The following is a 24,055-nucleotide window of genomic DNA, read 5'->3' as shown; positions in this document are numbered from 1 at the left end:
ACCTCTCACCCTATCGTTTCGATTTCTTCACAAACTCCCGCAGCGGGAAGGCAATGTCGATAACACCGATAATCCAAAGTCCCGGTATCCAGAGAACCAGCAGTGACAGCACAACCGCCACAACCTTGCTCCACTTGAGCTCATGGACAATAAAGAACATGAAGCCGATGGTCTGGATGATAAAGACAGCCTGGAGCAGCGGCAGCAGGTTGGCGCTGATCATCGGCATAAAGCCGCTGTCCGAATTGCCGAAGATAAAGCTGATGATGACGCCAATCAAGTAGTACCAGATAAATGATCTGGAGAGTCTCCATTCACGTGCAGGCTTCAGTTTCGGAACCGCATATTCCATACTGTTAAGAATAGGGCGGACAATGGAATGGGTGATTACAGCCATTATAAAAGAGCTCATAATCAGCGTTATTGGAATCACCTGTATGGTCATAAAGCTGATATCACTTACATCCTTGGAAGTAAGAACGAATTCACTGGCCAGCGGGTTGCCTGTGCCAAGTTCAGCCAATATGTCTGCAACCATCTGCACCGTATCTGTTACATAACTGGTTAGGCTAAAATCAAACAACGCGGTACCCACGACAAGAAGCAGCAGAAACTGCCCGAGAATCGTAATGGTTCCGGCCAGAATGGTAGACAATGCCGAGGAGCGCTTCCTGTACCATCTTCCCATCACGAGCGCAGGAATCAGGAAATAGAGCGCTAACAGCACATAGACAGGTGTAATCAGGCCTACGATCAGCAGGACTGGCAATAGATGAAGAATAAACTGTTTCGTGTTCAGGGTAGTGAACAGCACTACAGCCGGAATAATCAGGAATAGTGTAGTAATAATGAGCAGCGGGGTGGACAGGGATAACAGCAGCAGTAAGTATGCGATGCTCCATGCCACAGATGTCCAGCGGAATTTCAACAGTTTTCACCTCTTACGCATATGTTCTTCTAATGCAGATATATCATTGTACCATTCTTCAAGCTGGTGCCCTTCCTGCCTGTGCTTCCTTAGCTTCTCCAGCAGCAGGTCATCAAGCTCCCGGTAAGGGAGTCCAAGCCGGCGTCCCAGGATGTAAGAGCTCATAATCAGGCTGGCCAGACTGTCACCTACACGGGCGGTGCTGCCTTCCCAAAGCGCCTTAAACAGCCGTGACACTTGGTCGATCACTTCGGTCTTTAACCACTCAATTACTTTGGCGCGTTTGGCTACATCCAGATCCTTCGGCACATTCGGCACGTCTCTCTACCTCCGGCAAAAGCATTATTCTCCATTATAGCATAAATATTTCCCGGTCACACGGAACCCCCAGCGCCTGAAAGCCTTAGCTAAAGAGCCCTTCAAAAAAGGCCCGCATTCCGTTATATGCCGGAAATACAGGCCTTATCAGTGCTCCATCTGCTTCTGCAATCAGTTAATCATTATAATGATTCCTGCGCCTGGGCTTGCGATTGACGCGAAACGACCTTCTCGCAGTATTCAATAATCTGGCTCCGGCGGACAATACCGATGAAACGGTTCATATCATCGACCACCGGCACGAAATTCTGCACCTTGGCCAAATTAATCAGATCCTCCATATCAGCATCAATGGATACCGGCAGATTATTCATCCGCAGCGGCACATCCTTAAGCAGAAACTTGGAAGCATTCTCAAAAGTAACCGTTCCGCCTGAATCCTTCATGTACCACAGCAGATCGCCTTCTGTTACCGTTCCGGCGTATTCTCCGTTCCTGTTAAGAATCGGTACAGCAGTATAGCGGTGAAACTCCATCCTTTCCAGGGTCTGGCGCAGCGTCGAATCCAGTGTAACGCAGGCCACCTCCTGCTTGGGAAGTAAAAAAAACGCAATATTCATCTCTGATCCTCCTCAAAGAATTCCGAAGGAATTAACCCTGCTTCTAAGGGCACCCGTAATCATACGTTTCACCCGGCGAGTCGTTCCATTTCATTATACCACGAAGACAGTAAGCAGCAGCCACTAACATTACACATGGCTGCTGCATTTATACTTCTATGGTATTTACGTGCGGTTATTCTGCTGTTGCTGTAGCCTTCGGCTCCAGTGCATTTGCCGCTTTGCCGGGCTCAATCAGCTGGCTGACCGGTGTGCTGGCATTCATCCAGTTATCAATCATAGCCTGCGCCTCACTCAAATCCTCTTCATCAACGATGTCATAATACACACCGTCAATCTTTTTGCCTTCACCCATAACGGTAAAGCTGGATATATCCATATCCTTGCCGCCCATGAACTTCTTGGCCAGACTGATAATCAGCGACGGCTCCATGTCGGTCTTGAAATTCTCGCCCATAATATCAAGCAGCTCAGGGATTTTGCCGATTTGGCTGATCGATAACATTTTATTCGCAACCACATCAATAAAGACCTGCTGGCGCTTGGTCCGGTTAAAATCACTGTCCTCGCGGTAACGGGTATAGTTGAGCGCCTCTTCACCGCTATAATTGGATTTGCCGCCTACAATAGTGAATTTCTCATGATCAGCGCCTTTATTGACAATATCCTTCTTGATGGGCAGCGGAACGCCGCCAATGGCATCAACTGCATCCTTCAGGCCCTGGAAGTTGATTGTCGCATAATACTGGATATCATGTCCGAGCAGCGCCTCCAGTGTATCTTTGGCCATCTGCTGGCCGCCGAATGCATAGGCATGGGTGATTTTGTCTTTTTTGTTGTCCCTGTGACCGATGATTTCTGTGTACGTATCTCGGGGAATGGAAATCAGCAGGAGCTTGTAATCCTCCGGCCGGACAACGGCGTAGATCATCGTATCCGAACGAGCAGTTTCATTTCCGCGCTGGTCCGTTCCGAGCAGCATCAGGGAGAATGGATCGCTTTTGAAGACGACAGGCTCCGGTTTAACAGCAGATGTGCTGTCCTTAACGAGCGGCACGTAGGACTCCTCTTCCAGCTTCGCCTCTACCCGGTCAGAGAGGAACAGGTCAAAAGCCAGCACTGCAAGCTGCTTCTGAAACAGAAACCCTCCTAAAATTATGACAGCTAGAGCTATAAGAGCTATATACCTTTTCTTCAGCTTTTTCATATTCATCAAATGATTCCTTCTTTATTGTGGAATATAATCATTGCTTGCATCTATTTACAATGGCTGCCTGCGGTTTGCAGGCGCTCATATCCGGACTTCTCTCGGCTGTTGTTCGTCTGCCCCACTTCTGTCTTAGTGTTCCCCCTTTCAGGAATTAGGGTCGTTCTAATTGTAGAATAAACCTGGAAAACGGCTTTGACACAAACAATATTTCTATTGTAATCACTTGGCCTGTAAAAAGAAATATCAAAAAACGACAATTATGATGCTGCAGCAGCCGTTCGTTCCTAAAGTATATGACGTGCTAAATCCGCTTTTGATTTTATTTTCACAAAAAAAAGCAGAACCATCCGGTCCGCAGCCTTTCTGCCGCTGATCCTTCAGGTTCTGCTTATTATTCAGTTCATTTATTTAATCCACCATTTATCAGGCTCATTGATATTGCTGATGGAGTTGACCCGCACGCCCTGCAGGCGTTTGCTCACGGCGGTAATGTTCGTCCGTTCCGCGAAAAAGATCATCGGCACCTCTTCATTGATCAGCTGCTGCCATTCATGGTAGACCTGCATGCGATAATCCCTGTCATAAGCCTTGGCCTGCACCCCTTCAAGGATCAGCTCTTCGCTTCGCTCAGATGACCAGCGGGAATAATTCCACAGATCAGAGACACGCCACAGCCCGGAAGGATCAGGATCACTTGCGAGTCCCCATACCCCATTGAACACTTCCACTGTAGGATCATCGTTCTCAACCGCTTCATAAAAAGTGTTCAAATCCTTAAGCTTGCCCCCATTAAGCTGCACATTAAGGCCGATGTCGCGCCAGTTCTGCATAACCGCCTGCGTCCGCTCCTCCGCTGTTGCGTTCCCGCTCATCGCATCATAGTGGATAATAAGCTTTTGTCCCTGCGGATCTTCACGCCAGCCGTCGCCGTCAATATCGGTATACCCCGCTTCCTGCAGCAGTGTCTCCGCCTTCTGCGGGTCATAGGGGTACGTGTTAATTTCAGAGTCCGGTATTTTGGCCCAGCTGGTGCTTGGGATCGGCGTTTCAATCAATTCACCCAGACCGTAAGAGAAGCGTTCAATGATTCCCTCCCGGTCCAGCGCATAATACATGGCCTGCCGCAGGCGCTTATCAGCAAACTTAGGGTTGTCCATAACATTCTGCCGGGCTGACTCGTCCCAGTGTCCGAATTTGAAGCCTATGTATTCGTATGAAAGCTCTGCCGATTGCATTAGCGTTATGTTGTCAAGCTGTTGGAGTGCAGAATACGTATCTCTTGGTACAGTACTGATATCAATGCTGCCATCTTCCAGCAGTCCGGTTAACTCTTCATCGCCGACGACTTTATAGTCAACTCCGTCGAGCAGCGCCTTACCCTTGTAATAGTTATCAAATCTTTTCATCCGGACAAGCTGGCCGGGCTGAATCTCCGTCACCTCAAAGGGCCCGATACCGATCGGCCTCTTGCGCACCTGGTCGCTGTCCGCCATATCCTTCACTGCGACTCCCTCAAAATATTTTTTGTTCATCGGGTACGGCCACAGATTATCAATCGTATTCACCCGGGCAGAGTTTACTGTAATCTTCAGCGTATACGGGTCGATGACCTTGACTCCCGCCAGTTCGTCCGTTTCTCCCCGGTGATAGGCCTCGGCCCCTTTAATCATCTCTACACTATAGTATCTGGAGCCCGTATAATCAGGACTGGCGATGGTCTCCAGTGCGAATTTCCAGTCCTCAACCGTCAGCTCATCACCGTTATGCCAGCGGACACCAGGCCTGATTTTGAAGGTAAACACAGTATGATCCTCAGATTCCTTCCAGGATGCGATATTGGGGACGGTCGTCAGGTCATCTCTTACCGTGAACATGCCCTCTGTAATGAAATCAAGCACATTTGAATCATCCTCCCCTTCAAAAAAAGCGGGATCAAATATTCCCTGAAACGGGGAGGTATAAGCATAGGTAACTGTACCGCCCGGCACAGCTTTCTCTTCAGCTTTACTGTAACGTACCGCGTAGGAATTACTGCCTGTCCCCGCGCCATTGCATGCTGTCAATATACAGGTAAGGAGCAGCAGCAAAGTGCCGATCTTGGATTTATGCATGTAGCTCTTCCTTTCTAAGGTACAACCCGCTAATGTAAGCGTTTTCCAACGAATATTATTTTAAATGATATCCCGTCATATTTTCAATTACATTCCATCTTAAGCTATATATATCATGCACTGCGTAAATTTTTTATATATAAATTTAATCAGCTACAACTTAGAGAATAACGAATAATGCCAGGAATGGGAAGTCAATAATTGGAGGCCGCCTGTTTGGAAACTATATTTGCAGCCTAAAAAGCCTGCCTTTTCAGGCAGGCCTAAGCGTTCTGCAGCCGGTTTATACCTCTTCCTCCGAATGGATAATGCTAAGTCCTTCTACATGTCTTTTCCGCATCAGCTTGCGCTTTTTCCGGTTTTCCTTAGTCTCGAACAGGATATCAAAGTCATAGTCCTCCGGGTACAGCTCATCTTTTGACAGGTAAGGCTTCAGACGTTTATGGTTTATGCGCATCTTCTCTTTCTGGACCATAACTCCGACAATACCCATGCTGTCCTGTCTGGCATAAACAATTCCCGTCCGGTCAAGGGAATTGATATATACTGCATCACCAATTTCAAAGCCGGATTCCACTGTTTTACCGTTCTTTGGGTGATTGCTGTCCCCTTCCTCCTCCTGAAATCCACCTTCAGTACTTCCTGGCGTTTTATAACCGGGATCCGGCTTTATGGCTGCTTTTCTGCCGACACCGTGGGTACGGCTCCCAGATGTCCGTTGCTGCCCTGCAAGCTCATGGGAACGCCGGATCACCTCAGGCGGGATGCCCAGCTTCTCGGCAATCTGCAGGGCATAGCTTTCACCTGCCTCACCGATAGTCAGCTTATACAGCGGCTGCAGCGTATGCTTATCAAACTCCATCCGCGCATTTTCGAATCCCGGCGTAGAGGCGGCGAACGCTTTTAACTCATTGAAATGAGTAGTCACAATAATATTGGCTCCCTTGCGGTTTAGCTCTTCAAGTATAGCAATTGAAAGGGCAAAGCCCTCACCAGGGTCCGTTCCGGCGGCCAGCTCATCGATCAGCAGCAGTACGTCCCTGCCTGCAGCACGCAGCATGCCCTCAATACTCTTCATCTGGGCCGAGAAGGTACTGAGCGACTGGGTCAGGCTCTGCCCGTCTCCGATCACACTGATAATGTCCCTGAATACTGAAAATTCACTATGCTCCTCCACAGGAACAAGCAGTCCGGATTGTGCCATGGCTGCCAGCAGCCCGAGTGTTTTGAGGACAACGGTTTTTCCGCCGGTATTAGGGCCTGTTACGATTAGCGATTTATAGCCGTGACCGAACTTCAGGCTGACCGGCACCATATCCTTCAGCTCGGGATGCCTGCCTCCATTCATCCGGAACCATCCCCGCTCATTCAGAGTCACATTCCGTGCCCCTATACTCCGGGCATATTTAGCCTTGGCAAAGATGAAATCGTAGGTGCCCGTTACCTCAATATTAATGCGCAGCGCCTCCTGCTCCCGTTCTACAAGGCCGCTCAGCATGCTCAGGATAATGCCCTCCTCTCTCGCCTCCTCAGCTGTAAGAAGCTCCAACTCGCTCTGGAGGGCGGCAATCTCGTAAGGCTCTACGAACACCGTCTGTCCGCTTGTGGACTGATCGAGCACAGTCCCTTTTACCTGCTTATGGTACTCCCTCTTCACGGGTATAACGTACCTGCCGCCCCGCATACTGACCAGACTCTCCTGCAGGATAGACTGATGCCGGGCCATAATGCTCTCCAGCTTGCGCTGCAGCCGCTCCTTAGCCACGGTCAGCCGTTTCCGCACCCGCTCGAGCCCTTTGCTGGCCTGGCTCTCAATGACACCAAACCGGATGCAGCGGTCAATTTCATCCCTTAGCTGCCGCAGCTCCTGCAGCGAAGCCCCATAGGCCGCAATCCGCGGTGCGCTTTGCTCCTTGGAGGCCATATATTTGCGGAGCTGGGTGCAGCTGTTCAGAAAGGTAGCAATGGCTGTGAAGTCCTGCTCATTGTATAAATATCCCGTCCCCAGCAGCGAGATAATCCATTCAATACCCTCAAGGGACGGTAACGGCACGCTTGCCCCGCGCTCCAGCAGCTCCTTGGCCTCCTCTGTTTCTTCCAGCGCCCGCTGTATTGCCGGAAGATAAACCATCGGAGCGAGCTCCCCTGCCAGCCTTTTCCCTTCGTAGGAAACCGCGTACCGCGTAATCTCACCTTTAATTTCCTCATATCCGAGTGTGCACAGACTTTCTGTATTCACTGATAATCCTCCTTTTTTCCTGCCTGTAGTATGAACAGCTCCTGATAACGTAAAAAAGGGCAAAGACTGCACAATGCAGTCCTTGCCCTCACTTAGATGGTATTGCCCCTTTGGAAAACAGAAAAAACCGTGCTCAAGAGCACGGTTTATCACAAAGAGAACAATAGCCGAAAAAGAGGCCAATGTTGACGCTTCGCGTGTTCTTAACTAATCATCCACCATAAACACAGGTGATAAGTATGCTACCGTGCATACTTAAACAGAGCAAGCCCTCAGCCAAGACTGAACCTGCTAACGCCTATCTTCAGGTGATATGAAATTGCTTAGTTAAGAACGCTCACCGACATCAAAATTTCCCCTTTTGTTATAGGATACCTGTAATTTACTACATTCCGCTGATGACGTCAATTGCCGGCGAAATAATTAAACACCCAGATAATGCCGTTTTTAACATCTGATACTTGTCCATGAAGCGCCCCGAAAAAGGTCTTCTGCAGCTCTACCTGAACTTTACCGCCGTCTTCCACCAGCCTGCCGTAGATTGCACGCAGCGCTTCTTCGCTCTCCAGTGCCATAATAATGCTGACATTGGCTGTCTTGGCACCACGGCCGTAATCATCCGAGAAATGGATCAGGCTGGAACCCAGGTGCAGCTCTGCATGCAGCAGCTTGCCGTTATGCTCGTTCAGCACTTTAATTTCGCCGCCGAAAACGCTCTGGTAGTAATCGACCGATTCCCGCACATTCTCAATTATTACAAATGGGCTTGCACTGATCATGGTTATGCCTCCAGGATTATTAATTGGACAACTGCTGTGTGCCGCCGTCATTGCTTATTATTATATACAATTGAACACACCAAACAACCCCGCATAGGTACATTGAGGGGCTCTTAAACATATAATCCTTATCAATCAAAAAAGCAGCCGGCTTAGCCGGCTGCTTCATAAAACGTCCTACTCCGTTGTGTAAGGCAGCAGCGCGATTTGACGCGAGCGTTTTACAGCAATGGTCAGAGCGCGTTGGTATTTTGCACTTGTACCAGTTACACGACGCGGCAGAATCTTTCCGCGTTCGCTGATGAACTTCTTGAGAAGCTCAGTGTCTTTATAGTCAATGTGAGTAATTTTGTTCACAGTGAAGTAGCACACTTTTTTGCGCTTGTTGCGTCCACCACGACGTGCCGGTCTTTTGTCGTTGTCTCCGCCTTCTCTTTGTTTGAAAGCCATGTTCTTTTCAGTCCTTCCTTATTAAAATGGCAAATCATCATCCGATATATCGATCGGTTTTCCATCGCCCGAAAAAGGATCTTGATTATTGTTGCTGCGCGAGAAATTGTTGTTATTTCCGCGTGCACTGTTACCGCCGTTACCCCCGCCATAGGCAGGCTCTTCAGGCATACTTCCGCCACTTGCATTTCCGCCTTCACGGTTCTGCGAGGATTCCAGGAAACGGACGTTATCAGCAATAACTTCAGTTACGTATACACGTTTGCCTTCGTTATTCTCATAGTTCCGTACTTGGATGCGTCCTTCTACGGCTGCCAGACGGCCTTTGCGCAAATAATTGGCACAGGTCTCAGCCAGCTGTCTCCAGGTTACTACCGGGATGAAGTCCGCTTCGCGTTCACCGTTCTGGCCCGTAAAGTTACGGTCTACGGCAAGCGTAAACTGTGTTACGGCAACACCAGCAGGAGTATAACGAAGTTCCGGGTCACGGGTCAACCGACCGATCAGAATGATACGGTTCAACAATTCAATCCCCTCCTTATAGCGCGATTTCTTACAAAGCTTGTCTCGATCTTAGGCAACGTCGTTCGTAATGAGATAACGAATAACTTCGTCGGAAATCTTCATGATACGCTCAAGCTCAGTAACTACTGCAGGTTCTGCAGTAAAGTTAACCAATACATAAACGCCATCACGGAATTTCTTGATCTCATACGCAAGACGGCGTTTACCCTGCACATCGTGCTTTGTAATTTCCCCGCCGTTGGAGATGATGCCTTGGAATTTTTCGACTGCTGCTTGAACGGCTTCTTGTTCAATATCAGGACGAATAATGTACATCACTTCGTATTTGCGCATAATTTTCACCTCCTTATGGTCTGCGGCCCCTGATCATGTCAGGAGCAAGGAGCGAGCACAAACATAGACTCGCACCAAATCAGTTTACCAAATTGCTCTGCTGATTGCAAGTAATATCATACAACGGATTCCGCAGGTACTTTTTAGCTACATGAAGCCTTCCGCTGCTGCACACAATAGATCTGTATTTATCACTCTTGAGAAGGAGGATTTATAATGGGCGAGCAGACAGAATATGAAAAAGGGGACCGGGCACCGAACCCGGGTGTTTACACAGAGGTAGGCGAAGCGCGCAGCTTCCACACGCAAATTCAGAATCCAAAGCGGATTACAATGGAGAAAGGCGATATTTTCCCTGAGACAACCAACAAGGACCGTAAATGGAAAAAGGTCGAAAAGGCGCGTGTCCATTAATTTTTCGGCCCGTGTATAAAAAGCATACAGACGCACATAATATTCTCAGGCAGTACAAAAGAGAGGTGTGGTTCCGTTGTACGTCGATGACGAACACAATCACTGGGATTCTGATTCAGCAACTATTGTAATCCGGGAACCGTGAAGCTGGCTTTCAAGTAGAAATGGCTTTGCCGTCCTCAAAGACGGTATCCGTTTCTGCGGGAAAGGTAAGGATAAAGTATGAGGCAACTTATACTTTCTTATCTTTTAAAAAAGGGCATCAGCTTTTGCAATACCCAGCACTTTAGCGGCTTTAGACAGAAATAATCCGAACATCATTGATGTACTGCCTCTGGAGGGAGATCCGCAAGGGTCTCCCTTTTTGCGTGTATTTAACGTACCTCCGCACGCTTCCTGAACGCAGTAACTTTACACAAAAAAACCTCCGCAGCAGCGAAGGTCTGATTAGTAATATTATTAAAAGCTGTGGTGGCGGAGAGGGTGGGATTCGAACCCACGCACGCTTTGACACGCCTAACTGATTTCGAGTCAGCCCCCTTGGGCCTCTTGGGTACCTCTCCGCAGCAAGACCTATTGTATCATGGTGTATTTGCTTTTGCAAGCTTAATTATCTTGCCCGTCCGATTCTGTTGAAGCACTCTTTGAGCGGAGTACTTTCTTGAGGTTTTTCTCGAACTTGGCGCGGGGAATCAGCACGCTGTGCTGGCAGCCGGTGCATTTTATGCGGATATCCATCCCCATCCGGATGATCTCCATTTCGTTCGTTCCGCAGGGATGGGGCTTTTTCATCAGCACAATATCCCCAAGTTCAAAGACCTTCCGTTCCATCAGTTATCCCCCTCTTCTCCCTCTTGGGCTGCTGCAATCTGCCTTCTCGGGACCGCTCCTGCCGTCTCACTGGCTTCCCTGGCTGCCTTTACAAGCTCAGCCTCTATCGCCACTCTTGATGCCTGCTCTTCCTGCTCCAGCGCTTTACGCGCTGCCTCAGCCTCTTCCTGGGCTGTCTGCTTCTCCAGCGCCTGTTTGATATCGCTCTGAATCTGCCGCTGCGCAGCTTCCCGGGCATTAGGCTGGCAGTTGGCGGCTATACGGATCACAAACTCCGATGTGCTCATGGACTGAATACCGAGAATATTCGGGTAAGCGATAATGTTATCACTCCGCTCCTCAATTCCCTGCAGTGCTTCACCTATCAGGGCAAGCGTATTTTCCAGACCGCGCTCAATCTTCACCGGAACGTCTACCACAGCCATCGCATTAGCCAAGGAATAGTTGGTTACATTGACAATCGAACCGTTAGGAACAATATGAACCTCACCCGTAAAGCTGAGCAGCCTGGTCGTTCTGAGCCCGATCATCTCCACCGTGCCTTTATAAGTACCGGTCTGAATCACATCGCCGACCGCAAACTGATCCTCAAAAATGATAAAGAAGCCGGTAATTACATCCTTGACCAAACTTTGCGCCCCAAACCCGATGGCCAAACCGACTACACCTGCACCGGCCAGTAACGGGCCCAGATCGAAGTTGAATTCGGAGAGAATAAGCATAATCATGATAAAATTACAGATTACCGTGACCACATTTTTCAAAAGCCCGCCCACTGTAGAAAAACGGCGGCTGTTCGCCAGCAGTCTACTTCTGCTTCCTGTTACCTCTTTTTCCATTGAACGGTCAATGACTTTGTAGACTACTTTAATAATCAGCCGGGTCAAAAGAAAAATAGCCAGAATTCTGAGTCCCGAAAACAATACATTCGCCCACATATCAGCATCCGTTAACCAGTTCCACACCCTATCCTTAAAACGGACAGCATCATCCAAAGCACCAGATGCCGCAGATTCCAACAACCAGGTTTGCATTCAGGTCCCTCCCTCTTTACTCATGTATCTCTATATACCCGTTTCCCTCTTCATTCCTGCCAAAGATCCCGCGGATCTCCACGTTCTGTCCAGCGATGATTTCCCTCACCCCTGCCAGATCATTACGAAAAAACTGAATCGACATCGCACAGCCTGCTGTAATTTCCTTGGGAGTCGGGAAGATATCAATTTCCATTTCCGCATACTCCAGCAGCATCTCAGCACGCAGTGCCTGCTGGGTTGAGTCAAACGCAATCAGCAGCTCTTCCCCCATCTCCATCGCTCCCTCTGGTCTTAAGGTCCTATCTCTTGCACCTGTAGTATAAAAAGCTTTTTTCATCCATATACTAGGATCATCAACACTCTCCTGCGGAATAGCGCCATACCTTATCAGCAATCTTTGAAATGGAATGAACATCCTGCTGGTATTTTCGTAGATGCTCCGCCTGAAGAAAGGAAGGTTATATGAATTTATCTTCTAAAGCTGTACCGCTGCCAGAGCCGTCCTGCCTTAAAATTTCACATGCTGATCCAAATATTTATTCGGCCATAACCCACCGTCTGCTGTTTCACTTTTCACGTACCCGCCCGGATACTCCGATCGTTATTGTATGTGTGGGCACTGACCGCTCCACCGGTGATTCGCTGGGCCCTCTTGTGGGCACCGCTTTATCCCGCTTCCACAGTCCGTTATTCCATCTGTACGGAACTTTGGACGAGCCGGTGCACGCCGTTAATTTGGCGGAGACTCTAACGCTCATTTATAACAAGCATAATGATCCTTTTATTATCGGCATTGATGCCTGCCTCGGGCATTCAGCCAGCGTAGGCTGCATACAGGTTGTTGACGGTCCTCTGCGCCCTGGTGCCGGTGTTAACAAGCAGCTGCCTCCTGTCGGAGATATTCATTTAACCGGTATTGTCAATGTGGGCGGATTCATGGAATACTTCGTCCTTCAGAATACCCGCCTGAGCCTCGTCATGCGCTTATCGGACATCATTGCCGTCAGCCTCTACTCTGCCTTAAAACAATGGAACCTCCATGCTAAATCTGCTGCTGCGCTTGAGCAATAACTTCCTTTTCTTCCGGGGACAATGGATATTGCGATGACCCGTTCTCAAGCGGTTTGGCATAGATATAAGAATTCTCCCGGTTATGCAGGCTTGTTAAGACTACACCGTTACTGCCGTCATCTATAATGGCTATGGAGAAGCTCAAATCGCTTCCGCGCTCACCAAATGCGTTATACCGCTTCACAGCTACTTTCGATTTCATGCCGCGCATTTTATTCTGAGCCGTTTCAATCAGCGTCTTATGTTCACGCTGTTCTTCATCCAGACGCTCACTATGATTTTTCAGATCAATCAGCAGACTTTCCAAATCCTCAATACCGTTACCGCCCATCATTGCCTCATACTTACGCCGCATCCTGCGGAGCTTGCTGCCTTGAACAATCTGCATAATCAACAATATTAATATGATCATTACTGCAGCGAACATAACCAGAGAAATTTGTTCATTAATCATTTGATTCAGCTCTAACATGTATGGACCATCCTTTTGTATTTATCTGCTGCTGCGGGACCGGCCGTATAGCTCCTCCATGGCATCCAGCATTCTTTTTATATCATGCTCAGTTGAACTGATGCCTACACTTGCTCTGACAGCCCCGCTCTCCAGCGTGGCTGCTGCTTTATGGGCTAACGGAGTACAGTGCATACCCGCCCTTACAGCAATGTTATACTCGCGGTCCAGCCGATGGGCAATGGCTGCTGATTCCTCACCGTCAATAGTAAACGAAACAATTCCGCTCCGCGGCGCTCCTATTCCAGGTCCAAGCAGCCTTAGGCCCGGAATTGATGACAGACCCTCCATCAATTGCTGGGTCAGCAGCCATTCCTGCTTATGGATATGGTGGGTACCCAGCGCTTTGATTTTACGTACTCCGGCCAGCAGTCCGGCAATCCCGACAGCATTTTGGGTTCCTGCCTCATAACGGTCAGGGCGGACCGTCGGCTGCTCACTGCTCTCAGACTGGCTGCCGGTTCCCCCGTGCATTAATGGCTCCGGATTAAGTTCCGGAGAGATATACAATCCCCCTGTCCCTTGCGGGCCAAGCAGGCCTTTATGTCCCGGAAAAGCAAGCATATCAATATTCATCTTTTGCACATCGATTTCCAGCGTGCCGGCACTCTGTGCCGCATCAACCAGAAAAACAGCCTTATGCGCCCTGGCGATCTCTCCGATCTCACCAACAGGGAGTATGCTCCCCAGCAGATTTGAACTATGATTACAGATGACCATCCTGGTATTAGGTCTAAACAGCCGTTCAAGTTCCACCAGATCAACCTGTCCTTCTTCATTTACACAAAGATAGTCGACCTGTATACCGATCGTCCGGCGAAGGTACTCCAACGGACGGCGTACCGAATTATGTTCGGTCATTGTCGAGATGACATGATCCCCTGCCTGAAGAGTCCCCTTTATAGCCAGATTCAGACCCATTGTCGTGTTATGAGTAAATGCGATGTCCTGTGCATTTGATACCCCAAACAGCTCAGCAAGCATACTGCGAGCCCTCACAAGCACTCTGCCCGTCCCTATGGCCAACGAGTGGCTGCCTCTGCCTGCATTTGCACCCGACTGTTCCAAGGCTTCCAGCATAGCTGCAGCTACCTCTGGCGGCTTAGGCCAGGAGGTTGCCGCATGATCCAAATACAATAACGGTTCCATTCTCCACCTCCCTTTTTAAGTGTAAAAAACATATCCCTCCATATCCGTGTTAGGGATACCTCAGGATATGTTTTGGTCTCTGCATATTCAAATCAGTTCCCCAGCAGTTCCAGCAGTCTTTCCAGGTCTTGGGCACTGTAGTAATTGATTTCGATCTTCCCTTTATCCTTACCCTGTTTAATCTTCACTGTGGTTTTAAATCTTTCACGCAGTCCCTCTTCCACATTGTCGATATATGGATCGCGTTTCACAACTTTCGCTTTGACTCCTGCAGCCGGCTTACGGTCAAGGTTTTTGACAACCTCTTCAAGCTGTCTTACACTCCACTGCTGCTCTACACACTGCTCAGCCAACTGTTTCACAATCTCCGGATCTTTAAGCCCTACAATAGCCCGCGCATGTCCCATAGAAATTGTTCCACGTGAAACATAATCCTTCACTTCCTCCGGCAAAGTCAGCAGCCGCAGAAAATTAGCAATATGCGATCGAGATTTCCCCACCTTAAGTGAGAGCTCTTCCTGAGTTAGTGAAAATTGATCCATTAGCCCCTGGTAAGCTACTGCAATCTCCATTGCATTGAGATTCTCACGCTGCAGATTCTCAATCAGGGCAATTTCCATTACCTGCTGGTCACTCAAACTTCTTACAACAGCAGGAATTGTTGATTTTCCGCAATACTGGGAAGCCCGGAATCTTCGTTCCCCGGCTATAATTTCGTATCCCTTGAGTACGCTGCGGACAATAATCGGCTGAATCACTCCATGCTGTCTGATAGACTCTGCCAGTTCCTGAATTGCTTCTTCATTAAAGTCCTTACGCGGCTGATAAGGATTGGCCCGCAACTGGCCTAAAGGTATCTCTACAACCTTATCATCTTCATTAATAGATAAGGATGGAATCAGTGCATCTAGACCTTTCCCTAAACGCTTACTCATATGAGATCACTTCCTTTGCCAACTCTAAATACACTTCTGCCCCCTTGGAGCGGGAATCATAAGTAATAATGGACTGTCCATGTGAAGGTGCTTCACTCAGACGGACATTACGCGGAATAATGGTACGATACACCTTTTCCTGGAAGTACTTCTTAACCTCTTCGATGACCTGAATTCCCAGGTTTGTCCGGGCATCCAGCATAGTCAGCAGAACGCCTTCAATGCTTAAATGCGGATTAAGATTTTTCTGCACCAGGCGAACCGTATTGAGCAATTGGCTCAGTCCTTCAAGTGCATAATACTCACATTGAATTGGAATGATTACCGAATCAGCTGCTGTCAGAGAGTTAATAGTCAAAATGCCGAGAGACGGCGGGCAGTCAATAATGATGTAATCATAATTGTTTTTCACGGTGTTCAGCGCTTTTTTGAGCTTCAATTCCCGCGAAATCGTTGATACTAATTCGATTTCCGCACCAGCCAGCTGGATGGTCGCCGGAACAATATGCAGCCCTTCTATTTGTGTGTGCAGGATCGCATCCTGCGGATTGACCTCATTGATGAGAATATCATAAATGCAATTCGCTACATCCGCTTTGTTGACGCCAACGCCGCTTGTAGTGTTGCCTTGCGGGTCAATATCGACAAGAAGTACTCGCTTCCCCATTGTAGCCATACCGGCACCCAGGTTCACAGAGGTTGTCGTTTTTCCGACTCCGCCTTTTTGATTTGCTATGGCAATAATCTTGGACACTTATTTCACCTCGAATTGTTAGAAAGAATCATCTTGTAGTTCGTGAAGTTGTAACGTTTTGAACGGCATCAAATCTGCGAGAAAATAGACAAATATACAAGTAGGGGTTCAAGTAATGGATTGCAGCGGTACAACCCGCATGTAGTCACAGAAAAGGCGGCCAATCACCTCAGGGCCGCCTTCAGCTTTTGAAACAATTTATCGTTTAGGGATCTGAATCACAATCTCATAATGGTCACCGCGGTCGTTTTCCGAGGTCTTAATCTCCATTCCTGAGCCTGTTACCATATCAATGGATTGACGAATTGTATTAAGAGCGAGACGAACATCCTTGGTGTAGGAAACCCGTTTTGATTTTTTGGCAGTCTGGCTTAGTGCCTTATAGAAGGCAATACGTGCTTCTGTCTGCTTAACATTCAGTTCCTTGGAGATGATCTCTGCCAGTACCTTTAGCTGCATCTCAACACTATCCAGAGAAAGCAAGGAACGGGCATGCCGCTCGGTGATTTGGCGCTCCATCAGCGCTGTCTTCACTTCTTCCGGCAGCTGCAGCAAGCGGATCTTATTAGCAATGGTAGACTGGCTTTTACCTAAACGCTGGGCTAGGCTTTCCTGGGTCAGCTGATGAAGATCAATCAATTTCTGATAGGCGATTGCTTCCTCAATCGATGTCAGACCCTCACGCTGTAAATTTTCGATTAGAGCGATTGAGGCAGCCTGGGAATCATTGAACTCACGGACAATGGCAGGGACGGTATCCATACCGAGCTTCTTAACCGCACGCCAACGCCGTTCTCCGGCAATAATCTCATACTGCGAGTCACGTACGCGTACAACAATCGGTTGAATGACTCCGTGGGTTTTGATGGTCTGACAGAGCTCGTCTATCTTCTCGTCATCAAAAATGGTCCGGGGCTGATAAGGACTGCTGATAACCTCATGAACCGGGATTTGTTTGACCTCTTCTCCGCTGCTCCGCTCGCTAAATCCAAAAAGCTTGGTGAATTGTTCTTTCATTCCGTTCATAACCACCTAGTTTCATTATATTACGATCCTCTTAACCTAGCCTGGCAAAAAGCCCATCATACAACCTACTCTAAAAACTGATACTATATCATTCTATCACTTTTCCTCAGATAATCCTATTCTCCATAAAGACCTATTTTTCCTGCCTTATAGAAATATGTTACGGCATAGTCTGCAAAATAAAAAGCCCTTAGCAACTAAGGACTTCTTATTAAGAATGCTATTCAACTGGATAAAAATGTTTCACGTGAAACAATTAAACGAGCGGTGCTTTCGCCGGCATTCCGGCTTTACGGGGGTACTTGGCGGGTGTAGCACCTGTCTTGCGGATCATAACGATATGCCGCGCCGATTCTTCTACCGGCAGGCTGAACGATTCAACCTTCTTAAGCTCAGCACGCAATTCCTTGAGGCTGCGTCCTGCTTCATTCAATTCCTCAGCCGGGTCATTCCCCTTCATTGCCGCAAAAATCCCATCCTTCCGGGTAAACGGAAGGCAAAATTCATTGAGCAGTGACAAGCGGGCAACCGCACGTGCAGTAACTACATCATACGCATCGCGGTGAACAAACTGTCTGGCAACATCCTCTGCCCGGCCATGAATCAGCTGGACTCCGCTAAGTCCCAGCGTGTCACAGATATGCTGGAGGAAGGAAATTCTTTTGCTGAGTGAATCAACGATTGTCAGCTTAATATGCGGGAAGCATATTTTTAGCGGAATACCGGGAAAGCCTGCACCTGATCCGATATCCGCCAGGCTGTTCACTTGAGTCAGATCGACATAAAAGGCAAGTGACAGCGAATCATAAAAATGCTTGGTATAAACCTGATCCCGTTCCGTAATACCAGTCAGATTCATCTTCTCATTCCATGACACGAGCTCCTGATAATAAAGCTCAAACTGCTCCAGCTGACGGGAAGAAAGCTCAATGCCCTTCTCCTGCAATAGAGCAATAAACTGTGTTGTTGTGCTGTCCATAAATTATCCTTTCGCTGCTGTCACCCGGTTATAATGCTCTAAGTGTACAAGCAGAATCGAAATATCAGCCGGAGTTACTCCGGCAATCCGAGAGGCCTGTCCGATGGAAATCGGCGCAATCTTGGTCAGCTTCTGCCGCGCTTCCATCGCAAGTCCATGAATCTCGTTATAGTCGATATCATCCGGAATTTTCTTTTTCTCCATCTTCTGCAGCTTCTCTACATGGGCCAGTTGCTTCTCAATGTAGCCGGCATATTTAATCTGAATTTCTACCTGCTCCTTCATCTCATCATCCAGTTCTTCAGGTGAAGGTGAGATCTGATCAACAAAGCTGTAAGCGACCTCCGGACGGCGCATCAGTACAAGCAGGTTAGAGCCGTCAACGATTGGAGCTGATTCATAAGCCGCCAAAGCTTCATTGACCTCGACAGGCTTAACCTTCGTTTCCCGGAGACGGACAATCTCGCGTTCAACTGTTTCCTTCTTATGGACAAAGGCATCATAACGCTCCTGCGAAATTAGCCCGATGTCATATCCGATAGGAGTAAGTCGCAGATCGGCATTGTCATGGCGAAGCAGCAGCCGGTATTCGGCACGGGAAGTAAGCAGGCGGTAAGGCTCATTCGTGCCTTTGGTCACCAGATCATCAATCAAAACACCGATATAACCCTGGGAACGGTCAAGCACTACAGGTTCCTTATCCTGTACCTTACGGGCTGCATTGATACCAGCCATAACCCCCTGTCCCGCTGCTTCCTCATAACCAGAAGTACCGTTAATCTGTCCCGCGGTGAACAATCCCGGCAGACGTTTGGTTTCCAGTGACGGCCACAGCTGTGTAGGCACCATGGCATCATACTCAATTGCATAACCGTTACGCATCATTTCAACCTTTTCCATCCCTGGAATGGAGCGAAGTACAGCTAACTGTACATCCTCAGGCAGACTGGTGGACAGTCCCTGCACGTAATACTCTGAAGTGTTTTTTCCTTCCGGTTCAAGAAAAATCTGGTGTTGCGACTTATCGCTAAAGCGCACAACCTTGTCTTCAATAGACGGACAATAACGCGGGCCTGTTCCTTCAATAATACCGGTGAACATCGGGGCACGGTGCAGGTTGTCATTAATAATCTGGTGCGTTACAGGCTGGGTATAAGTCAGCCAGCATGGCAGCTGTTCGTTATCCGAAGATTTGGTTTCAAAAGAGAAGAATTTCGGTTTATCATCTCCGGGCTGAATTTCTGTCTTCGAGAAATCAATCGTATCCTTATGGACACGCGGCGGTGTACCTGTCTTGAAGCGGACCAGCTCAAAGCCGAGCTCACGCAGGTTCTCGGACAGGCGTACAGAAGGCTGCTGATTGTTCGGTCCGCTCTCATAGGTCAGTTCGCCAATAATGACTTTACCGCGCAGATACGTTCCAGTCGTCAAAATAACGGTCTTGCTGCGGTACACTGTACCGGTCTTGGTAATGACACCGGCACATTTTCCATCCTCCACAATCAGTTCCTCAACCATCCCCTGGCGAAGCGTCAGATTCGGCGTCTTCTCCATCGTTTCTTTCATGGCATGCTGATAAAGGAATTTATCCGCCTGGGCACGCAGTGCATGAACTGCCGGTCCTTTGCCTGTGTTAAGCATGCGCAGCTGGATAAAGGTCTTATCAATGTTGCGGCCCATCTCGCCGCCCAGCGCATCGATTTCGCGGACGACATGCCCTTTGGCCGGACCGCCGATCGAAGGATTACATGGCATAAAAGCCACCATATCCAGGTTAATGGTAATCATCAGCGTATTGCAGCCCATCCGGGCTGCAGCCAGAGCAGCCTCGCAGCCGGCATGGCCGGCGCCTATGACCACTACGTCATAGCTGCCTCCTTCATAACTCATTTCTATTCCTCCCGACTGCTTATATGAGCAGTAATAATATATATGAACGGTCTATTTCCCCAGGCAAAATTGCGAGAAAATCTGATCAAGCAGTGAATCGGCAGCGGTATCCCCGATAATCTCCCCAAGCTGTTCCCAGGCCAGCCGCACGTCAATCTGGATCATATCTATCGGAACCAGCATATCTGCAGCCTCATAAGCATCCTGCAGAGACTTATGCGCTTTTTTGAGCAGAGCGATATGCCGCACATTACTTACATAGGTGAGATCGCCTGATTCCAGCTTGCCTCCGAAGAACAGCTCTGAGATAGCTTCCTCCAGCTTATCCAGTCCTTCCTCCTCAAGGACAGACATCGGCACAATACTGGACTCCTCAAAAAAGGTGAGCAGCTTGGCTTTGTCCAGCCGAGGCGGTAAGTCCATTTTATTCATGATGACCAAAGCTTGTCTACCGTGGATTTGTTCCATAAGTGCCAGTTCGTCCTCGTGCAGCTCTTCATTTGCATTAAGAACAAGCAGAATCAGATCGGCATCGCTGAATGCAGCTTTGGAACGTTCCACTCCGATCCGTTCAACCACATCCATTGTTTCACGGATGCCCGCAGTATCCAGCAGCTTCAGCGGGATGTTGTTGATTGTAACATACTCTTCTATTACATCACGCGTTGTCCCCGGAATATCGGTTACAATCGCTTTATTGTCACGGGCAAGCGCATTGAGCAAGGAAGATTTGCCGACATTGGGGCGGCCGACAATGGCTGTCGTGATGCCTTCACGCAGAATCTTACCTTCATTGGCAGTTTTCAGCAGCTTATCAATACCTGCCATAACCTCACTGCTTTTCTCTTTAATGAATTCTGCAGTCAGTGCTTCCACATCATGCTCAGGGTAATCAATATTTACTTCTATATGAGCCAGCGTTTCAATCAGTGTATGGCGCAATGTCTTAATGCGCTCAGACAAAGAACCGCTGACCTGCTTCAGGGCAACGGAGAATGCCCGGTCTGACTTTGAACGGATCAGGTCGATTACCGCTTCAGCCTGGGAAAGGTCAATCCGCCCGCCCAAAAATGCACGCTTGGTGAATTCACCGGGCTCAGCCAGACGGATATCCTGCTGCAGCAGTAGATCCATTACTCTCCTTACTGAAATAACGCCGCCATGGGCACTGATCTCAACTACATCCTCTGTGGTAAAAGAACGTGGTCCCTTCATAACTGTAACCAGTACCTCTTCCATCCGCTCCCCGCTCACAGGATTAATGATATGCCCGTAATGGACGGTATGGGATGGAACCTCTGTAAGCGGAGTACCGCCGCGGAATAAAAGGGCAACCTGCGATATCGCCTCCGGCCCGCTCACGCGGACAATCGCAATTCCTCCTTCACCCAGTGCCGTCGATACGGCAGCAATGGTGTCACTAAGCATGCTGTTTCTCACCTCAATATAATGTTTAATATCTCAAGTAGGAGTCACTTGCAACAAACAAGAGATACATAAATGATTATCTTTCAAAAAAAGCAATGACCCCTTACATTGGACAAGGAGTCATTGCAGCATATTTAATCTCTACTTCAATGTTATAACAACACGCCGGTTCGGTTCTTCACCCTTGCTGAGTGTGCTGACCTGGCGATGATCCTGCAGCCTGGAGTGAATAATCTTGCGCTCCTGCGGTGACATCGGTTCAAGCACAACCTCTTTGCGGGTCCGAACCACCCGGCCGGCAAGGCGGTCTGCCAGCTCCTCCAGCGTCTTCTTGCGGCGCTCGCGGAAGTTCTCTGCATCCAGCACCAGACGGACGAAGCTGTCAGAATAACGGTTGGCCACAATATTAGCCAAATACTGCAGAGCATCGAGAGTCTGTCCTCTTCTGCCAATCAGGAGTCCCAGATCTGGACCGGAAATTTGCAGAATGGTCGATTCCTTAGTATGAACGATTTCTACTTCCACTGTAAGCCCCATGCTCTTAGCGACATCAACTATGAATTGAACGGCCTGTTGGTAAGCTTCCTCTGCGGGTTGTCCGGAATCGTGGCGCGGCACACCGCCGCCAGCCTCCTGTTTGCTCTCTCGTGTTGACTGCTGAGGCAGTGACGGAGCACTCGCCGCTGATGCCGGTGCGGCCTCAGGAATCAAGGTAAGCTCTACCTTGGCCCCTTTCGCACCGATCAATCCCAGGAATCCTTTTGACGGCTGTTCAAGTACGTTGACCGTTACCCGGTCCTTTTGAACTCCAAGCTGGCTCAGGCCACGTTCTACAGCTTCTTCAATGGTTTTCCCTGTTGCGACGACTTTGCTCATTTTGACTTTTTGGCTCCCTTCGCTTTGCCGCTATTGCCTTTTGCAGCGGGAGTAACATCCTTGCGAGCGCTTGAATCCTTGCCCTTCACAAGATTGACTTCTTTGCTGGTACCGGCACCTGCGACAGCCAATTTGGTCTTATCGTTGTTGCGGTATAAGAAGTAGTTCTGAATGATAGTGTACACGTTACTGTAAACCCAGTATAGCGGCAGTGCTGCCGGGAAATTGTAAGACATGATGAAAATCAGAACCGGGTATACCATCATCATGAACTGCATCGGACCCTGCTGCTGAACCGGATTCATCTTGGTCATCATCCGGGTCTGGAGGAACGTTGTAGCCGCAGCCAGCAGCGGCAGGATAAACAGCTTATCCGGTTCGCCGAGCTGGAGCCACAGGAACGAATGCTCACGAAGGTCCGGATTATAGTAGATCGAGTTGTACAGAGCGATAAAAATCGGCATTTGCACGATCAGCGGCAGACAGCCGGCCATCGGATTGACTTTGTTCTCCTGGAACAGGCGCATCGTTTCCTGCTGCACCTTTTCAGGCTGATCTTTATATTTTTTCTGGATTTTCTGGAGCTCCGGTTGAATGGCCTGCATTGCACGCGAGCTTTTTACCTGTTTCATAGTAAGCGGCAGGATCAGCGTGCGGACAATGATCACCATTACAAGTACGGCCAGTCCATATTGTCCATTAAACCACTTGGCAAACGTATCTAGGGCGATGGCGAAATAATAAACTACGTTACTTTGCCAAAAGCCTCCATTCTTCAAATCCTCCGTCGTGTGCGTAACCGTTGATGATGGAGCGCACCCTGACAGGACGGCAATCATCAATACCATTAACCCGAGGATAAGAAACATTTTTCCCCGTTTAGTCTTCATTAGAGACACCTCAAAACCCCTCTCTTAAACATTCCACTGCACCGTAAATCATACCATAATTATGAAGACAAATAAACAAGCCTGTTCCCGGCCTGTTACTTGCGTGAAGCCTTAAGCAGCTTGGCTTTGCGGAGTACATGCAGTGCGCTTTTTTCGAGCTCCGCGTAATCCTTGTCCAGCGCTCCCTTTCTAACGATGAATACTATATCCAGCCCGCCGGCAATTTCCGGCTCATGATGGCGGACAATCTCCTTTACCAGCCGTCTCATGCGGTTTCGCACGACAGCGTTTCCGACCTTCTTGCTGACCGACACACCAAGCCGGAACCGTTCCACTTCTCTTTTGCTGAACCAGTACACCACAAATTGATGATTCGCAAAAGACTTCCCATGGCGGTATACGCGGCTGAAGTCCGCACGGTTTCGTAATCGTAGACTTTTGTGCACGGGAATCTCCTATTCAAATACCGGATACTCGGCTAAGCTCCGGAAAATGATCTTCTACTTAGTATTGTCATCCGGCTGCCCTCATAAACGGCTGTCCTCCGGACCAGCATGTTACTTCCCCTGTTTGCATGTACATAAACCCTTAAATTCCAAACCATCTAAAAAAGGCCCGCAAAGTGTAACGAACAGCCTTTGCAGAGCCTCATCAATATCCATTCGCATCCGGCAGAAGCGGCTCGGCCCCCTGTTTGCGGCCGGCATCCGTTTCTGCCCTATATAAGGAAGCAAAAATTCCGGGACAGCTT

The 24,055-nt window shown here is 48.7% G+C and carries 26 protein-coding genes and 1 tRNA gene; 2 read left to right on the top strand and 25 right to left on the bottom strand.

The genetic code is table 11. The features are described 5' to 3' along the window. Positions 1–10: 10 nt before the first annotated feature. From BLR64_RS17695 to rpsF, 10 genes are all read right to left on the bottom strand, one after another. A complete protein-coding gene (locus tag BLR64_RS17695) occupies positions 11–928 on the bottom strand; it encodes a DUF2232 domain-containing protein (protein ID WP_090716144.1) in 918 nt (305 codons plus the stop codon). Between the two features lie 6 nt (positions 929–934). Next, on the bottom strand, positions 935–1,237 hold the full coding sequence (locus tag BLR64_RS17690; RefSeq protein WP_198536682.1) for a MazG-like family protein: 303 nt from the start codon (positions 1,235–1,237) through the stop codon (positions 935–937). 191 nt (positions 1,238–1,428) lie between these two features. After that, entirely contained in the window at positions 1,429–1,866 is a 438-nt protein-coding gene (locus BLR64_RS17685) for a CBS domain-containing protein (RefSeq protein ID WP_068729544.1), read from the bottom strand. A 175-nt stretch (positions 1,867–2,041) separates the two neighbouring features. Next, positions 2,042–3,079, bottom strand: a complete 1,038-nt coding sequence (locus BLR64_RS17680; protein ID WP_425262169.1) for an LCP family protein — start codon at positions 3,077–3,079, stop codon at positions 2,042–2,044. Positions 3,080–3,480: 401 nt separating this feature from the next. Continuing rightward, on the bottom strand, positions 3,481–5,187 hold the full coding sequence (gene opp4A / locus BLR64_RS17675) for an oligopeptide ABC transporter substrate-binding protein (protein ID WP_090716143.1): 1,707 nt from the start codon (positions 5,185–5,187) through the stop codon (positions 3,481–3,483). 283 nt (positions 5,188–5,470) lie between these two features. Continuing rightward, positions 5,471–7,426, bottom strand: a complete 1,956-nt coding sequence (locus BLR64_RS17670; RefSeq protein WP_090716141.1) for an endonuclease MutS2 — start codon at positions 7,424–7,426, stop codon at positions 5,471–5,473. A gap of 404 nt (positions 7,427–7,830) precedes the next feature. After that, positions 7,831–8,205, bottom strand: coding sequence for a VOC family protein (locus BLR64_RS17665; RefSeq protein ID WP_090716139.1), 375 nt, complete (start codon positions 8,203–8,205; stop codon positions 7,831–7,833). Between the two features lie 177 nt (positions 8,206–8,382). Beyond that, positions 8,383–8,655, bottom strand: a complete 273-nt coding sequence (gene rpsR, locus BLR64_RS17660) for a 30S ribosomal protein S18 (protein ID WP_019914552.1) — start codon at positions 8,653–8,655, stop codon at positions 8,383–8,385. Between the two features lie 21 nt (positions 8,656–8,676). Further along, the gene (ssb, locus tag BLR64_RS17655; RefSeq protein ID WP_068729551.1) at positions 8,677–9,180 is read right to left on the bottom strand and encodes a single-stranded DNA-binding protein; all 504 of its coding nucleotides are present in this window, start codon (positions 9,178–9,180) and stop codon (positions 8,677–8,679) included. Between the two features lie 48 nt (positions 9,181–9,228). Beyond that, positions 9,229–9,513, bottom strand: a complete 285-nt coding sequence (gene rpsF / locus BLR64_RS17650; RefSeq protein ID WP_025706808.1) for a 30S ribosomal protein S6 — start codon at positions 9,511–9,513, stop codon at positions 9,229–9,231. A gap of 216 nt (positions 9,514–9,729) precedes the next feature. On the opposite strand from rpsF, the gene BLR64_RS17645 reads away from it, so the two are divergent. Beyond that, positions 9,730–9,927 carry a YjzC family protein gene (locus tag BLR64_RS17645; RefSeq protein ID WP_039878033.1) on the top strand — a complete coding sequence of 66 codons (198 nt, stop codon included), beginning with the start codon at positions 9,730–9,732 and terminating at the stop codon, positions 9,925–9,927. Positions 9,928–10,399: 472 nt separating this feature from the next. On the opposite strand, the gene BLR64_RS17640 is transcribed toward BLR64_RS17645, so the two are convergent. The 4 genes from BLR64_RS17640 to BLR64_RS17625 all read right to left on the bottom strand — a co-directional run bounded on the left by BLR64_RS17640 (position 10,400) and on the right by BLR64_RS17625 (position 12,066). Then, positions 10,400–10,490, bottom strand: a tRNA-Ser gene (locus BLR64_RS17640). Positions 10,491–10,533: 43 nt separating this feature from the next. Beyond that, positions 10,534–10,758: a DUF951 domain-containing protein gene (locus BLR64_RS17635; RefSeq protein WP_090716138.1), complete on the bottom strand. Its 225-nt coding sequence runs from the start codon at positions 10,756–10,758 to the stop codon at positions 10,534–10,536. Further along, positions 10,758–11,792: a mechanosensitive ion channel family protein gene (locus BLR64_RS17630; RefSeq protein WP_090716136.1), complete on the bottom strand. Its 1,035-nt coding sequence runs from the start codon at positions 11,790–11,792 to the stop codon at positions 10,758–10,760. Before BLR64_RS17630 ends, BLR64_RS17635 begins: the two co-directional genes overlap by 1 nt. Positions 11,793–11,808: 16 nt before the next feature. Continuing rightward, positions 11,809–12,066, bottom strand: coding sequence for a putative Se/S carrier protein (locus BLR64_RS17625; RefSeq protein ID WP_090716135.1), 258 nt, complete (start codon positions 12,064–12,066; stop codon positions 11,809–11,811). 191 nt (positions 12,067–12,257) lie between these two features. Between BLR64_RS17625 and yyaC the strand changes: the two genes are divergently transcribed. Then, positions 12,258–12,866, top strand: a complete 609-nt coding sequence (yyaC, locus tag BLR64_RS17620; RefSeq protein ID WP_090716133.1) for a spore protease YyaC — start codon at positions 12,258–12,260, stop codon at positions 12,864–12,866. Here the strand turns inward: yyaC and BLR64_RS17615 are convergent. The 11 genes from BLR64_RS17615 to rnpA all read right to left on the bottom strand — a co-directional run bounded on the left by BLR64_RS17615 (position 12,838) and on the right by rnpA (position 23,750). Then, positions 12,838–13,338 carry a DUF4446 family protein gene (locus tag BLR64_RS17615; RefSeq protein WP_090716132.1) on the bottom strand — a complete coding sequence of 167 codons (501 nt, stop codon included), beginning with the start codon at positions 13,336–13,338 and terminating at the stop codon, positions 12,838–12,840. The two genes, yyaC and BLR64_RS17615, sit on opposite strands and share 29 nt — an antisense overlap. 21 nt (positions 13,339–13,359) lie before the next feature. Further along, entirely contained in the window at positions 13,360–14,526 is a 1,167-nt protein-coding gene (locus tag BLR64_RS17610; protein ID WP_090716130.1) for an aminotransferase class V-fold PLP-dependent enzyme, read from the bottom strand. Between the two features lie 92 nt (positions 14,527–14,618). Continuing rightward, the gene (locus BLR64_RS17605; RefSeq protein ID WP_090716129.1) at positions 14,619–15,461 is read right to left on the bottom strand and encodes a ParB/RepB/Spo0J family partition protein; all 843 of its coding nucleotides are present in this window, start codon (positions 15,459–15,461) and stop codon (positions 14,619–14,621) included. Beyond that, positions 15,454–16,215, bottom strand: coding sequence for a ParA family protein (locus BLR64_RS17600; protein WP_090716127.1), 762 nt, complete (start codon positions 16,213–16,215; stop codon positions 15,454–15,456). Before BLR64_RS17600 ends, BLR64_RS17605 begins: the two co-directional genes overlap by 8 nt. A gap of 198 nt (positions 16,216–16,413) precedes the next feature. Then, positions 16,414–17,232 (bottom strand): nucleoid occlusion protein, encoded by an 819-nt coding sequence (noc, locus tag BLR64_RS17595; protein ID WP_090716203.1) that lies wholly within the window; start codon positions 17,230–17,232, stop codon positions 16,414–16,416. A gap of 265 nt (positions 17,233–17,497) precedes the next feature. After that, positions 17,498–18,220, bottom strand: coding sequence for a 16S rRNA (guanine(527)-N(7))-methyltransferase RsmG (rsmG, locus tag BLR64_RS17590; protein WP_090716126.1), 723 nt, complete (start codon positions 18,218–18,220; stop codon positions 17,498–17,500). Positions 18,221–18,223: 3 nt separating this feature from the next. Then, complete coding sequence (mnmG, locus tag BLR64_RS17585) at positions 18,224–20,110, bottom strand: tRNA uridine-5-carboxymethylaminomethyl(34) synthesis enzyme MnmG (protein ID WP_090716124.1); 1,887 nt, start codon at positions 20,108–20,110, stop codon at positions 18,224–18,226. 51 nt (positions 20,111–20,161) lie between these two features. After that, positions 20,162–21,538 carry a tRNA uridine-5-carboxymethylaminomethyl(34) synthesis GTPase MnmE gene (gene mnmE, locus BLR64_RS17580; RefSeq protein ID WP_090716123.1) on the bottom strand — a complete coding sequence of 459 codons (1,377 nt, stop codon included), beginning with the start codon at positions 21,536–21,538 and terminating at the stop codon, positions 20,162–20,164. A gap of 141 nt (positions 21,539–21,679) precedes the next feature. After that, positions 21,680–22,414 (bottom strand): RNA-binding cell elongation regulator Jag/EloR, encoded by a 735-nt coding sequence (gene jag / locus BLR64_RS17575; RefSeq protein WP_090716121.1) that lies wholly within the window; start codon positions 22,412–22,414, stop codon positions 21,680–21,682. After that, the gene (locus BLR64_RS17570; RefSeq protein ID WP_090716120.1) at positions 22,411–23,313 is read right to left on the bottom strand and encodes a YidC/Oxa1 family membrane protein insertase; all 903 of its coding nucleotides are present in this window, start codon (positions 23,311–23,313) and stop codon (positions 22,411–22,413) included. The genes jag and BLR64_RS17570 overlap by 4 nt, the downstream gene beginning before the upstream one ends. An 86-nt stretch (positions 23,314–23,399) precedes the next feature. After that, positions 23,400–23,750, bottom strand: a complete 351-nt coding sequence (rnpA, locus tag BLR64_RS17565; RefSeq protein ID WP_068729579.1) for a ribonuclease P protein component — start codon at positions 23,748–23,750, stop codon at positions 23,400–23,402. Positions 23,751–24,055: the final 305 nt, after the last annotated feature.

The organism is Paenibacillus typhae (genome assembly GCF_900099765.1).
Classification (GTDB): Bacteria; Bacillota; Bacilli; order Paenibacillales; family Paenibacillaceae; genus Paenibacillus_AQ; species Paenibacillus_AQ typhae.
Note: the sequence above shows the minus strand (reverse complement) of the source record. Positions and strands in the feature narration are given on the sequence as shown.

Coding starts and splice junctions, on each gene's coding strand:
- BLR64_RS17685 (WP_068729544.1), bottom strand. CDS start 1,866: ATGAATATTGCGTTTTTTTTACTTCCCAAGCAGGAGGTGGCCTGCGTT.
- BLR64_RS17680 (WP_425262169.1), bottom strand. CDS start 3,079: ATGAATATGAAAAAGCTGAAGAAAAGGTATATAGCTCTTATAGCTCTA.
- opp4A (WP_090716143.1), bottom strand. CDS start 5,187: ATGCATAAATCCAAGATCGGCACTTTGCTGCTGCTCCTTACCTGTATA.
- BLR64_RS17665 (WP_090716139.1), bottom strand. CDS start 8,205: ATGATCAGTGCAAGCCCATTTGTAATAATTGAGAATGTGCGGGAATCG.
- rpsR (WP_019914552.1), bottom strand. CDS start 8,655: ATGGCTTTCAAACAAAGAGAAGGCGGAGACAACGACAAAAGACCGGCA.
- rpsF (WP_025706808.1), bottom strand. CDS start 9,513: ATGCGCAAATACGAAGTGATGTACATTATTCGTCCTGATATTGAACAA.
- BLR64_RS17645 (WP_039878033.1), top strand. CDS start 9,730: ATGGGCGAGCAGACAGAATATGAAAAAGGGGACCGGGCACCGAACCCG.
- BLR64_RS17635 (WP_090716138.1), bottom strand. CDS start 10,758: ATGGAACGGAAGGTCTTTGAACTTGGGGATATTGTGCTGATGAAAAAG.
- BLR64_RS17630 (WP_090716136.1), bottom strand. CDS start 11,792: ATGCAAACCTGGTTGTTGGAATCTGCGGCATCTGGTGCTTTGGATGAT.
- BLR64_RS17625 (WP_090716135.1), bottom strand. CDS start 12,066: ATGGGGGAAGAGCTGCTGATTGCGTTTGACTCAACCCAGCAGGCACTG.
- yyaC (WP_090716133.1), top strand. CDS start 12,258: ATGAATTTATCTTCTAAAGCTGTACCGCTGCCAGAGCCGTCCTGCCTT.
- BLR64_RS17615 (WP_090716132.1), bottom strand. CDS start 13,338: ATGTTAGAGCTGAATCAAATGATTAATGAACAAATTTCTCTGGTTATG.
- BLR64_RS17610 (WP_090716130.1), bottom strand. CDS start 14,526: ATGGAACCGTTATTGTATTTGGATCATGCGGCAACCTCCTGGCCTAAG.
- BLR64_RS17605 (WP_090716129.1), bottom strand. CDS start 15,461: ATGAGTAAGCGTTTAGGGAAAGGTCTAGATGCACTGATTCCATCCTTA.
- noc (WP_090716203.1), bottom strand. CDS start 17,232: ATGAAAGAACAATTCACCAAGCTTTTTGGATTTAGCGAGCGGAGCAGC.
- rsmG (WP_090716126.1), bottom strand. CDS start 18,220: ATGGACAGCACAACAACACAGTTTATTGCTCTATTGCAGGAGAAGGGC.
- mnmG (WP_090716124.1), bottom strand. CDS start 20,110: ATGAGTTATGAAGGAGGCAGCTATGACGTAGTGGTCATAGGCGCCGGC.
- mnmE (WP_090716123.1), bottom strand. CDS start 21,538: ATGCTTAGTGACACCATTGCTGCCGTATCGACGGCACTGGGTGAAGGA.
- jag (WP_090716121.1), bottom strand. CDS start 22,414: ATGAGCAAAGTCGTCGCAACAGGGAAAACCATTGAAGAAGCTGTAGAA.